Annotated in this window: 1 protein-coding gene; it reads left to right on the plus strand. The window is 69.4% G+C overall.

The window, feature by feature from the left end:
• Positions 1-555: ATPase, T2SS/T4P/T4SS family (locus tag KUM32_RS39930; RefSeq protein WP_217146618.1), on the plus strand; the 555-nt coding region annotated here is incomplete at its 5' end.
• Positions 556-558 lie beyond the last annotated feature (3 nt).

Consider the following 558-nt stretch of genomic DNA (forward strand, 5'->3'; position numbering starts at 1 on the left):
GAACTGAGCCTCGACCAGTTCCCCGACCTGCACCCCAACGTCGTGGCGTTCGAGGAGCGGCTGCCCAACTCCGAGGGGCAGGGCACGATCAGCACGGCCGAGCTGGTGCGCCGCTCGCTGCGCATGAACCCCTCCCGCGTCATCGTCGGCGAGGTGCTCGGCGACGAGATCGTCACCATGCTCAACGCGATGTCGCAGGGCAACGACGGCTCGCTCTCCACCATCCACGCCAACAGTTCCAGCGAGGTGTTCAACCGCATCTCTACCTACGCGCTCCAGGCGAACGAGCGACTGCCCATCGAGGCCAGCCACATGCTGGTCGCGGGCGCGGTCAACTTCGTCGTCTTCGTCGAGCGCCGCAACGACTACGCCAGCGGCGGCACGCTCAGCCGCCGCGTCACATCCGTGCGCGAGGTCAACGGGGTCGACGGCCGGGTGCTCTCCAGCGAGGTGTTCATCGAGACGGCCGACGGCCGCGTCGTGCCGCACGCGCCGGTCACCTGCCTGGACGAGTTGGCCGCGTTCGGCTACCGCCCGTCCGGGGCCTGGGGGTAGGGC

This window comes from Streptomyces sp. AC627_RSS907 (assembly GCF_019049165.1).